1 pseudogene is annotated in these 437 nt (G+C 44.6%); it reads left to right on the forward strand.

Annotation, left to right across the window (positions count from 1 at the left end):
• Window positions 1-383: pseudogene (locus HRH59_RS19220) on the forward strand (IS4 family transposase); the annotation flags it as partial.
• Window positions 384-437 lie beyond the last annotated feature (54 nt).

The following is a 437-nucleotide window of genomic DNA, read 5'->3' on the forward strand; positions in this document are numbered from 1 at the left end:
CTATCTTGACCAATATCGTTTCATTTGTCACACCCCAAATGCATGTCACCAGACGAAAAGCTGTTACCGATTGCGTGCATAGCCTGGCAAACGGCAGTGCCGCTACCGTCACCAGTATTGGCCGGGGAATTCAGTCAAATGCCTTTGAGAAACATAATATCAAGCGTGCCGACAGGCTGCTGTCGAATGCACATTTACTGCGTGAGCAAAGAGTAGTTTATGGTGCAATTTGCCGGTTGTTCTGTACTGCCAAACACCCGATCATAAGCATAGATTGGTCTGATTTGGATGAAGCCGGCAGACACTTTTTATTACGGGCAGTACTGACATTTGATGGTCGGCCTATCACTTTATACCAGGAGGTGCATCCGCTGAATAATTAGGGTCAGATCAAAATTATAAATAATTAGGGTCAGATCAAAATTAAACCTGCTTTC

The sequence above is a fragment of the Rheinheimera lutimaris genome (assembly GCF_013283795.1).
GTDB classification, from domain to species: domain Bacteria; phylum Pseudomonadota; class Gammaproteobacteria; order Enterobacterales; family Alteromonadaceae; genus Alishewanella; species Alishewanella lutimaris.